Origin of the sequence: Vibrio sp. Vb1127 (assembly GCF_033338735.1) — a bacterium.
Classification (GTDB): domain Bacteria; phylum Pseudomonadota; class Gammaproteobacteria; order Enterobacterales; family Vibrionaceae; genus Vibrio; species Vibrio alginolyticus.
This window is the reverse complement of record NZ_JAWOTF010000045.1, coordinates 1-10,606: the sequence shown is the minus strand read 5'-3', so window position 1 is coordinate 10,606 and position 10,606 is coordinate 1. Positions and strand designations below refer to the sequence as shown.

The 10,606-nt window shown below is 38.9% G+C and carries 11 protein-coding genes and 1 pseudogene; all 12 read right to left on the bottom strand.

Annotated elements, in window-relative coordinates; all coding sequences use genetic code 11:
* Window positions 1-668: 668 nt before the first annotated feature.
* The 12 genes and pseudogenes from R7H07_RS23560 to R7H07_RS23505 all read right to left on the bottom strand — a co-directional run bounded on the left by R7H07_RS23560 (window position 669) and on the right by R7H07_RS23505 (window position 10,513).
* Window positions 669-1,286, bottom strand: coding sequence for a hypothetical protein (locus R7H07_RS23560; RefSeq protein WP_104047921.1), 618 nt, complete (start codon window positions 1,284-1,286; stop codon window positions 669-671).
* A 224-nt stretch (window positions 1,287-1,510) separates the two neighbouring features.
* Entirely contained in the window at window positions 1,511-1,729 is a 219-nt protein-coding gene (locus tag R7H07_RS23555) for a hypothetical protein (RefSeq protein ID WP_206960144.1), read from the bottom strand.
* 148 nt (window positions 1,730-1,877) lie between these two features.
* Complete coding sequence (locus R7H07_RS23550) at window positions 1,878-2,999, bottom strand: DUF3800 domain-containing protein (RefSeq protein ID WP_235047378.1); 1,122 nt, start codon at window positions 2,997-2,999, stop codon at window positions 1,878-1,880.
* Window positions 3,000-3,724: 725 nt separating this feature from the next.
* Entirely contained in the window at window positions 3,725-4,789 is a 1,065-nt protein-coding gene (locus R7H07_RS23545; RefSeq protein WP_206960146.1) for a Shedu anti-phage system protein SduA domain-containing protein, read from the bottom strand.
* Between the two features lie 154 nt (window positions 4,790-4,943).
* Window positions 4,944-5,228 (bottom strand): MazG nucleotide pyrophosphohydrolase domain-containing protein, encoded by a 285-nt coding sequence (locus tag R7H07_RS23540; RefSeq protein WP_206960148.1) that lies wholly within the window; start codon window positions 5,226-5,228, stop codon window positions 4,944-4,946.
* 603 nt (window positions 5,229-5,831) lie between these two features.
* Complete coding sequence (locus R7H07_RS23535) at window positions 5,832-6,341, bottom strand: hypothetical protein (protein WP_206960149.1); 510 nt, start codon at window positions 6,339-6,341, stop codon at window positions 5,832-5,834.
* 123 nt (window positions 6,342-6,464) lie between these two features.
* The gene (locus R7H07_RS23530) at window positions 6,465-7,106 is read right to left on the bottom strand and encodes a hypothetical protein (RefSeq protein ID WP_025523671.1); all 642 of its coding nucleotides are present in this window, start codon (window positions 7,104-7,106) and stop codon (window positions 6,465-6,467) included.
* A gap of 154 nt (window positions 7,107-7,260) precedes the next feature.
* A complete protein-coding gene (locus R7H07_RS23525) occupies window positions 7,261-7,692 on the bottom strand; it encodes a T6SS immunity protein Tdi1 domain-containing protein (protein ID WP_042524345.1) in 432 nt (143 codons plus the stop codon).
* 127 nt (window positions 7,693-7,819) lie between these two features.
* Entirely contained in the window at window positions 7,820-8,554 is a 735-nt protein-coding gene (locus R7H07_RS23520) for an SLATT domain-containing protein (RefSeq protein ID WP_161609114.1), read from the bottom strand.
* A 192-nt stretch (window positions 8,555-8,746) separates the two neighbouring features.
* On the bottom strand, window positions 8,747-9,424 hold the full coding sequence (locus tag R7H07_RS23515; protein WP_206960151.1) for an FRG domain-containing protein: 678 nt from the start codon (window positions 9,422-9,424) through the stop codon (window positions 8,747-8,749).
* A 153-nt stretch (window positions 9,425-9,577) separates the two neighbouring features.
* A pseudogene (locus R7H07_RS23510) lies at window positions 9,578-9,937 on the bottom strand (VOC family protein).
* Between the two features lie 153 nt (window positions 9,938-10,090).
* Window positions 10,091-10,513 carry a GNAT family N-acetyltransferase gene (locus R7H07_RS23505; protein WP_206960153.1) on the bottom strand — a complete coding sequence of 141 codons (423 nt, stop codon included), beginning with the start codon at window positions 10,511-10,513 and terminating at the stop codon, window positions 10,091-10,093.
* Window positions 10,514-10,606: the final 93 nt, after the last annotated feature.

The window sequence follows — 10,606 nt, the reverse complement described above, 5'->3', positions numbered from 1 at the left end:
ACGATATGCCCTACCTAACATCAGCTATATGAGTTTGATTTTTCAGACTGTAAGCTAACGCCCAGTTAAGGGGTGAACAACGCATTCCACCCAAATTAAACCATTGTGCCGAAAACACTAAAGCCAATTCAAACCAAAACTGCCAAGCGTTGTGAATCCCTCTTGAATGCTTTGTTAGTTGCCAAACCTAAAGCTTTGATTTGATGTTAATTACTGCTTTGCCAACACTAGCTTTACGTGTTTTGGAAAACTCAAATCAGGCGCAGTTTCCAAGCGACTGTCACTGAAACCACTTGGAACATGAAACGCCGTAGAAAACGAGCTAACAACACCAAAAAGCGCATTTGGACAAACAATGTTACAGAACTAACTTTCAACATATAAATCGGTTTCTGAAATAGAGAATACGACCACAAAAGAAACCAACGCACGATTTTACAAACCCAAATAACTAGAAATTGAAATACGAAAACCGAGCCAAAAACACACGAACCTTAGCCCTAAATATTTTGTTTTAGCTGCGTTTTTCTCGTTGGCAACTAACGCCCTGTTAAGGTGTGAGCAACGCAATACTGAAGCCGCCGCATACCACCTTAAACACTTAAGCCAACGCATAGTGAAAATGCCACGCGTTGCGAATCACTCTTAAACAGTTTGTTAGGTTTGATCTAAAATCCAAAGATGTTTTTAAGAACCCACCAAAAGTTTTGTACAAAAACAACTGAAATTAGCATGAATCCAACCGCATAACATGCGCAGCATACGATATATGCAGTTTTTCTCGCCCTATCAGCTTTCCAATAAAGGTGCCAGAATACACTTTGCATATACTCCTTCCCTTCATAAATTCGCCCTTCTTCCTCTCGCATGGACTCTTCAAGATCGAACTTAAAGTCGTCATAGGAAAGTCCAATATCATTAGCAAAAGGGCGTAAGTGCCATTCTTGTTTCCCTTCTCTTTCGAATGAACTATAAGAAGGATATTGCTGAATTAGTTTAGGACAGAGTAAATTATAAATTAGCGTCGCACCGGCAAAAAACAAAGCAGAAAAATAAAATAGTTGCCAAGAAAATGGTAGCTTTAAGTGTAACTCGAAGGTGTAATCAAAAATTGTTACTAACGCTAATTCATTAGTTCCTGATAGTACTTTGGCAGCTACAGGAACAATAAATATCCAAACATACATTGATGAAATGAGTTTTACATCATGAACTTTATTTAAATTAGACCAATTGATATCAGTTCTTTTACACCAATTGACAAGCCTACTCCAACGCTCTTCCACTTTTATCCTCACCTTTAATTAAAAATTTTTCGCACTAAAACCTAACGCCGCGTTAAGTGGTGAGCAACGCAGACCACTGTACTTAAAGTATTGTGCCGTAAACACTTAAGCCAAAGCAAACCGAAAATGCGAAGCGTTGGGAATCCGCCTTAAACGCTTTGTTATGTGAATTTCTTACCAGTAACATTGTACTAAGGAAGCTGGACTTTAACGCTTAAACCACTTCACTGTTTACTGAGATTTTGGATGCGAGTTAGTAATAATTCAGCTTCATTGAAGATTTCAGCAATATGTTCATGATCTGGGGTATCTAGAGACAATTGCGCTTTGTCACTTTGTACACCCTTTCGCATTTCATCCACTAGACCTGGATTACTATTTTCTAGCCTTTGTAGTAAGCCTGTCAGTAAATATAGAGAAGCATCTGCTTTTGCACTTTTCATATACAATCCTTGTTAATTTTCACAATTCACATAACGCCCTGTTAAGGTGTGAGCAACGCAATACCGAAGCTCCTGCATACCACCTTAAACACTAAACGCAACGCATAATAAAAGTGCCATGCGTTGCGAATCACTCTTAAACAGTTTGTTATATGCGTTTTATTGAGTGCAACATATAATCATTTTTTATGTACTCATCTTCGCTGATTACTGAATTAAAGAAAGCATTACTATGATCATCAGAGCGGTCTATAACTTTTTTAAGTAGGCTTAAGTTATTCAACTGTCTCTGATTTAATGCATTTTTAACTGTTTTCATATCACAAATATCAAGTTCATTTATAAACGTAAAATACTTTCCCAACAAACCAGAGATAAGATCAGAAATTTGAACTGCATTGCAGTTTATTGAATTGATAAACAAATGATTATTTAACTCTTCTCCGTTGTCATACAACGGGAAAGTATGCATGATTTTTTCTATTGACTTCTCATCATCAAAAATGTGTCTAGAGTTTTTAAATATATAAAGAGTTCTGACATAGAACGGAAGAAAATTATTAATTAATACGTTTGTTTCATTATCCATAACAAAGAAAAGTTTTTTTAGGAGCGTCTCGTTTTGAAACAATGACAATAACAAATCTTTTCGCTTACTTTCCAAAACATACGAGTTTAACTTAATGAAACTTCGAAGCCAGACGACAAAGTTTGTAATATTCTCTTCTCTTATATTGGGATATTCGAAAGCTCTCATCATGTCAAAGAATGCATCCTTTTCGTTCATTGCCACTTTGTACAAATCACTTTTTAACATCATGTGATAGCTAAATAACGAGTTATCACCGATTTCATCTATTAAGGAGTCTATGATGTCAACAATAGCCCAATAGTTAACATTTAAATTAAAATAGTGGATGTATAATTCTTGCTGTTCAAGCCAGTCGAGGAATACCCCTACTTTCTCCTCATTCAAAAAATCAAGAAAATTACCACTACCAATATGCTTTGTTTTTATTTCTTTTACATTTTTCTGAAGTTTAAGATCTTCCCTTAAACTACCAAGATCAATATCTTCTACGATATCATTAACTACAATACCAGATAAAACAAAGTTATCTTGTTTGCTTATGTTAAAGCCGCCTGTTTTTAAATAGACTTTTCTAAAGTTATTACTTTCATCATAAAAAAAGGTATATTTTTCATCAACATTTCTTAGTTGATGCATCCTGATGAAAGGTGTTCTCATTTCATTTACATCAATTCCCACAACGACCTCCCTAAGCATATAACGCCCTGCTAAGGGGTGAGCAACGCAATACAAAAGCCGCCGCATACCACCTTAATCACTAAATTCAACGCATAGTGAAAATGCCACGCGTTGCGAATCCCTCTTGAGCAGTTTGTTAGTTTGCAAACCCAAGGAGTTGATTTTACGTTATTTTAAATTTTGAAAACAACAAGCTTTATGTGCTTTAATGCACTTAAGTCAGGCTTAGTCTCAAAGCGGCAACTCAATGAAACCACATGGAACAAACAACGCCGCAGAAAACGAACTCACAACACCAAAAAGCGCTTTTGGAAAACCAATATCACAATGCGGACTTTCAACAGAGTCACTGAGACCACATGAATTTACCACTTCAGAGAAAACGTTATTTCAGCGAGTAAATCGGCTTTTGTACCAGCAAACTTAACGAGCAGAGTTTCAACAAAAGAGTTCAGCTCAATTAACCCCAAAGTAGCCACAACAAAGAACAAACCAACCGTTAAAAAGATGCCAATTTTGGATTTTCACCACGCTCGTTAACACTGAAATTGAACGCCGATACGACAATTTCGACTTTGAGCTTTTACCACTAGATCCTGTGATATAGCTGCGTTTTTCCTCTTGCAAACTAACGCCGCATTAAGGTGTGAGCTGCGCTTGGCTATACTTGAGCGAAGCGAAACTGCCAAGCGTTGCGAATCACTCTTAAATGCTTTGTTAACTTTCTAAAACTCGAAATCTAACCAATCATCATTATCTACAGAATTGCTTTCACTTTCAGTACACTGACTAGGTTCAAGTAAATTTACAAGCCTTTCTCCTTGGTTCAAAAGGTGATCGTAAGTCATTATTGATAAACTAGTTAGTCGTGAATTCAAGCCATGTAGCGCTTTGTGCTTTTCAGCAGTCCAATCGTAAGAGCGACCAATAACAATCGTTGCTCTTGGATGATATGCAACAATTTCAGGGTGATCTGCTAACCCTTTGGATGCGACATCATTAAAGACATCCATATACCTATGACATTGACCAATTGCCTTAGAAACTTCAGAAGAAAAATAGAAATTCCGATGAGAACTATCGTAGTTTAAAACTTCCATATTCGGGCGCTTCAACTCGATGATATCCCTAAAGCCACCAATAACATTGGATAGCATCAAGTCTAAGTGGTCGTGAGGGGAGATAGCTCTAACATCGTCGTTAACGACGTATGCATTACCAAATGCCCAAGGATATTCCTCACACCACTTTTGGTATATCTTTTCATCGTTTTCTTGGTTGTTTAGATGGTTACGCAATTGATTAACTGCTGACTTCATGTCTTTTAGGCGGATAGAACCTTTTAATGCATTTGCTAATTCATCAGATAGGTCTGTATTTTCCAGATGCTTAACGATTTCAGTTTGAGACAACACTGCTGTTAACGCATTTGCGACGGATTGAGGGTCATGCTCAGCTAATTGAGCTGTACCGTCATTGACACGAATTAGAAGAAAGTCACCCTCTGTTTCATCTTTAACCGCAACGTGAGATTTAATAGCTTCATATAGTTTGAGTAACGAACCTGCTTGTAACGACACAGATTTCTCATCAACAGGAAGCCACCCAAAAGGGGTATTGTCTTTCTTGTACGTGATGATCTTTCCAGCAAGCTCTACGCCATGAGATTTAGTTATATAAAATGGAACAAAGTCTATTCTTGAACGTGTGGTTTCATGGATCGTTACTGGATCACTGTACCCAACGTTTCCAGACTTTGCTTGCTTTTTACCAATTGAGCCTACTGACAAATTTACCTCCAAACTCAAAAGAAAGTTAACGCCTTGTTAAGGGGGGAAGCACGCAACACCGATGCTACCGCATACCGCCTTAATCACTAAAACCAACGCATAGTAAAAATGCCACGCGTGCTGAATCCCTCTTGAACAATTTGTTATACGCGTCCTATCGGTTGTACTTAGCTTTATTCAAAACTTCTTTTAGTTCATGCGTTTTCTCAAGGTTTACACCGTGAATATTGGCTAGAGCACAAACATAATACAAAACGTCATATAACTCTTCTGCGACTGAACCTTTAAGTTCATCTAGCGTTGGTTGCCCATTTTTACCTTTGCGAATAGATTCCGATAATTCGCCAACTTCTTCGATTAGTTTTAAAAAATAGTGTCCAGATTGCTCTGGCGCATAATCGAATTCTTTTATATGACTTTGTAACTCAGATAACTTCATAACGTCCTTTTTGTATCATTTTCCATAAAGCGTATAACGCCCAGTTAAGGGGTGAACAACGCAATACCGAAGCCGCTGCATACCGCCTTAAACACTAAAACCAACGCATAGTAAAAATGCCACGCGTTGTGAATCCCTCTTGAACTGTTTGTTAGGCTAATTTTACGCTCGCTATTCGCCAGTAGCCTACAAGAACGGCCAATACCACCCATTGCGTTAAATACCATAGATAATACGATGCTTGGCTATCAATTAAGTAAAAATAAATTACTAGTCCGAAACTCGTGAACACCGAAAAGACATATAGAAACCATAGCGCTACACAAACATTATTGTTGAATTCAGAAAGCTTCTCTCCCCGATCTATACCTGAGAGAAATATAAGCCCAAAACCTATAATGCAACCTACTCCAAGCTGGAAAAATGAAAGCGGAACCAAAACCCAAAGTGACATCTTTATCTCCCTGATTAGCCTAACGCCCTGTTAAGGTGTGAGCAACGCAATACCGAAGCCGCCGCATACCACCTTAAACACTAAAAGCAACGCATAGTAAAAATGCCACGCGTTGCGAATCACTCTTAAACAGTTTGTTAAGCGTCAACTCAAAGTATGCTTATCAATGCCGAAGCTCCTGCTCCAATAACGCTCCCAACAGTGCTGTTTTCTAACAATTGTTTAAGTAAACTCTTTGCTTCAGGATCATTACTTTTTGCGACTTCTTCGACCAACTTTTGGACATTGATAGTAACTGATTGAGTGTTGTTGTTACCGACTTGAAGCTGCTCGCCTGAGATACTACCAATATTAAAAGTTGTATTGCTAGATGAACTTGTTTTGTGTGGTTGAGAAGTCGTGTTTTCCACATGTAAGGTCAACATATGAGGATGATTAGTACCGACGTTTAACGAGCCACCCTCTAAAAATTGAACGTCTAGGACTTTCAAATGGATTTCACGTTTACCGGACTTTTGCGTAATTACATCGCCTATCCCTACATCAGGAGTTTCAGTATAAGGTACCAAAACGTGCCCTTTAGACATATTTCGTTGAGCTTTATATTCTTGCCCTTCAATGAAAACCACCTCTGGATATGCCAGTGCATCGAAATCCATAAATACTCCTAGTTTAAAATTGCCACATTGACGCTTAACGCCGCATTAAGGTGTGAGCGGTGCTTGGCTATACTTGAGCGAAGCGAAACTGCCAAGCATTGCGAATCACTCTTAAATGCTTTGTTAACTGCTGCCTAACAACATAGTAGGAACTGAAGATATATATGAGCCAGCAATTTGGAACAAGCTCTGTGTCGTTTGGAGATCAGGCATGAAAGTACATCCGATACTTGCAACTACTCCATACGCAGCTTGTCGCCATGACTCTTTACTACCAGTATCTAATTTTTCATGAAGCATATTAAATGAGCTTTTAAGGTAGTCGTTTTGGGCCTCGGTTAACTCAGTGACTTTGTTGACCTGCGTAATGATTTTAACAATTTGAACGCTCATTTCGTCTAGTTGTCGCTTTAACACTTCAGCTTCTTCTTTTGTGAAAGCTTCGCCACTCTCTGCACTATTCAAAAGATTGGAGGTATTAAAAATGCTCTCCGCAGATTCCATCAAAGGTAGTTTTGTAACCAAAGCCGTAACTTCGTAACTGTTGGCTGTGAGCAGCCTAACTTCATAAAGATCACCAAAGTTACAACTTAGAGATGAATTAACCTCAAGCATTTCAGTAACCTCAGGATACCCCGGTCTTGCCGCTGTTGTAGCCCAACATTCCTCTTGCATGAGGTAGACGGAAGACAGAATTAGAGTTCCGTCAAAAATAACGTCGGCTTCACCGACTTTAAGTTTCACAACTTGTTGCTGTGTGAACATAGATTCCTCTGTAATTATTTGCTTTCGATGAGACAGTTAACGCCCTGTTAAGGTGTGAGCAACGCAATACCGATGCTCCCGCATGCCACCTTAAACATTAGACGCAACGCATAGCAAAAATGCCACGCGTTGCGAATCACTCTTAAACAGTTTGTTATGTGTTTGCGTGCTGAAGTTGAAAATGCAACTGAGACATTAGTGATTGATATACTTTCATAGTAAATACTTGCAAATTTTCCATACAAAACTCACCACCAATAATTGGATGCAGATCCCAACCTAAGCATTCGTCTTGTTTTGGTTGTAGCCCGTGTTCGAGCGCCAAGTCATACCAACTAGTTAAAAAGACATTATCACACCAATCTTGTGATTTATTCATTTTATTGTACTCATGAAAGTCCGAAGCAATTGTTTCATAGGTACCATCTAAAACCGATAACAATGAAATTGAGCCATCCACTTCACCAAATAGCCAGTCACCCATGATGGTTAGATACAAAGGTTTCCCTGTAGGATTAAGCAACCATTTCCACTGAGGTAACAAGGTATCTATTTCTACGTCCGAGACTTCCCAAATAAACTGCATTTTTATCTTTCTCACTCTGTTTAGAAACCCATTGACACATAACGCCGCATTAAGGTGTGAGCGACGCTTGGCTATACTTGAGCGAAGCGAAACTGCCAAGCGTTGCGAATCACTCTTAAATGCTTTGTTAGCCGGCAGGTGTAGCCGGAGCTGTCTTTGCAATGCCAAACACATTAGTGAAGCAATTAGTTACCCCCAAAATATCGAGAATAAACAATACTTCAAAAAGCATCATTGCAGTTGGGATGAGGTATGGAATCGAATACATTACATAAGCTTTTCCCAGAAAAAACAGTCTTTTTAATCCTGTTATATCGAAGTCAGAGCGTGACTCTAGAACGGCAAACAAATAGTCAACTCGAACATGATTTTCTGGTTCTGTTGATATTTCGTGGTAATCAGCATGATACTTTTCTAGATTAATACTAACTCCACTTCCTTTAGACTCAGAGATCTCGTTCCTAAGCTTGCGTATCAGTTCTTTGATACCTACACCACAGCGATCAAGCGCTGCTGCGCGTAGATCATGCTTAGATGTACCAATAACAACTGAATAAACTAAAACCGCTACAGCTAAGAAAATTTGCAGCATACTGAGGACCTTGTCGCTATATGGGATAGCTAAACCAGAGTTTTGATACAAAGGCATAAAGATCAACCCTAGTGACAATACCGTTGTGGTCAAAAACGAGTATGTACTTGCTCTTTCAAGCCTAACTGAGGCATTAAACCTGCATTTCGCAGTAATTCTCATACTATTTAAGAGCTTTTGTGCTGGGTCCTTTTCTTGCTTCTCTTCTGGCTGAAATGAAAATAGCCACACTATGGGCTTAACCAAAAACGTATCAAACAGCCACTTCACGAATCTACAACCTCTTATATATAGTCTTAATGTACTGAACTTAATCAAATTTTACTCGATATTTCTTATGACGGCTAACGCCCAATTAAGGTGTGAAGCACGCGACCACGACACTTAACTAGACCACCATAAACACTAAACTCAATCCAAACCAAAAATGCCAAGCGAGCTGAATCACTCTTGAATTGTTTGTTAGCCGCCTTTAAATGATACGTCTTCGTGATCAGTTATTTGCCAGACCATACTTTTGGATAAAGATTCTAGATCTTGGTAAATTGTATATTCGTTGATACACAACAAATGCAGTTCATCGAGAATTAGGGACTTAGATGATGCTGGTACTCGATAAACATCGAAACTTAAAAATGGTTTCTGATCTTTTTTTAAACAGTGCTTGCTATCGTGATGAATGGTGAAGAGACCTTGCTGTGATGAAATGCGCTCAATAAACGAGCTTGCTCGATACATATCTACTTCGGTAATTTTAAAAGGGTCTAAGCTATTATCAATTGAATCGTATCGGCTTCGTAAAGCAAACACTTCACCATCGCTATTGTGATGAGAACTACAACAAAAATACAAAGCAACCAGTGGATTATATGACCAATCCAGCAATCTAGTAGGTAAACCGTTATGCTGAGCTAACGCTAACCACTCCAGCCTAGATGTAGGCTGTTTGTCTAAATGCTTGATAGCAACTCGAGACCAAACATCCAACATATGCTCTTCATCATATTGCTCAAATGGTTCCCTAAATACCTTAGGCTTTAGATCCCATGAGTCAACAGCTTGTCCTCGAAATACCCAAGATGAATCATTTTTATATTTTGATATCACTTCAACAAACTGACTTACATTTGATATTTTCAAAGTTGCCTCCTAATGTATTCCCTGTGCGGGGCGGCTAACGCCGCATTAAGGGGTGAACAACGCCACCACCTGACCTAAACCATTGTGCCGTAAACACTTAAGCTAATTTAAGCCAAAACTGCCAAGCGTTGTGAATCCCTCTTAAATGCTTTGTTATACGCGGGCTTCCGACCACACTGCGAACTCATTACCACTTGGCTCTAGAAAGTGAAAACGGCAGCCACCAGGAAATTCAAATATCGGGCGAATGATTTCACCACCACTTTGAACGACTTTGTTTAACGTACCTTCGATGTCAGTGCTATAAAATACTAAAAGTGCTCCACCAGTATTGATTTGGCTGCAACAATCAGCTTTGAAGAAACCGCCGTCTAATCCCTGATTTGAAAATGCCGCATATTCAGGACCATAGTCAACAAACTCCTAACCGAAAATTGAAGAGAAGAATGATTTTGTTGACTCTAAGTCCTTTGCGCCCAACTCAACATAATTAAGTTTTTCATGTTGATTCATTTCCTTGCTCCTTATTGATTGTCCTGATAAGCGTATAACGCCTTGCTAAGGTGTGAGTAACGCAATACAAAAGCTACCGCATAGCGCCTTAATCACCATAAGCCACCGCAAAGTAAAAATGCCACGCGTTACGAATCACTCTTAAGCAATTTGTTAAATTGCTTGCTCACGACGCATCGCTATTATTTGGTACCCTTTTTCTTCATAACCACGGTATCTTTTTGCAAGATACTCGGGGAAACTATCTGGACTAACAGGTTGAAAACCTATCTGTCCATAAAACTTACCAAGATGAGAGAAAGGCATGCAATATGAGATCGTTTCATTAAGTATCGGTTCAATATGCTTTAAAAACTCTGTGCCAAACCCGCCTCCTTGGTAACCCTTGGCAATGTACATACCACGCAACACTGAAATACCATTGCCAACTTCAACTTTTACAGAACCAACGCTTTCATCATCATTGGTAGCAATAAATGCACGTTCGGAGTTACTCCACCCACTGTGATAACCCTGTTCACGATAAAACTGATTTAGTGCATCTCTAAAAGATTCATCAGCTTCAAATACTTTCACGTTGCCTCCTGCAATTTAACGCCCAATTAAGGGGTGAGTAACGCAACACAGATGCCGCTGCAAACCACCTTAATCACTAAAATTAACGCATAG

Bases quoted from the DNA above. Each gene is read 5' to 3' on its own strand.
- R7H07_RS23555 (WP_206960144.1), bottom strand. From the start codon at position 1,729: ATGAAAAGTGCAAAAGCAGATGCTTCTCTATATTTACTGACAGGCTTA.
- R7H07_RS23540 (WP_206960148.1), bottom strand. From the start codon at position 5,228: ATGAAGTTATCTGAGTTACAAAGTCATATAAAAGAATTCGATTATGCG.
- R7H07_RS23535 (WP_206960149.1), bottom strand. From the start codon at position 6,341: ATGGATTTCGATGCACTGGCATATCCAGAGGTGGTTTTCATTGAAGGG.
- R7H07_RS23530 (WP_025523671.1), bottom strand. From the start codon at position 7,106: ATGTTCACACAGCAACAAGTTGTGAAACTTAAAGTCGGTGAAGCCGAC.
- R7H07_RS23525 (WP_042524345.1), bottom strand. From the start codon at position 7,692: ATGCAGTTTATTTGGGAAGTCTCGGACGTAGAAATAGATACCTTGTTA.